Consider the following 286-nt stretch of genomic DNA (forward strand, 5'->3'; position numbering starts at 1 on the left):
GGGATACAATGCGATATGGCATGGGCAAAAGCGGTGGAATGGAGTGGCAATTCTGGCCAAAGAAGAACTCGAAATAAAAGAAGTGGGCCGCGGTCTCGAAGGAGAACCTGAAGATGAACAAAGCCGGTACCTGGAAGCAATTATCAACGACATAGTTATTGGCTGTTTATACCTGCCCAATGGGAATCCCGCACCGGGGCCAAAATTCGACTATAAATTGCGCTGGTTCGACCGACTCTCAAAAAGGGCAAAACAGCTGCTGGATCAGGATCTGCCCGTAATTCTC

The 286-nt window shown here is 49.0% G+C and carries 1 pseudogene; it reads left to right on the forward strand.

Annotation, left to right across the window (positions count from 1 at the left end):
• Positions 1 to 43 precede the first annotated feature (43 nt).
• A pseudogene (locus tag HC176_RS19205) lies at positions 44 to 286 on the forward strand (exodeoxyribonuclease III); the annotation flags it as partial.

It is taken from the genome of Tamlana crocina (genome assembly GCF_012037625.1).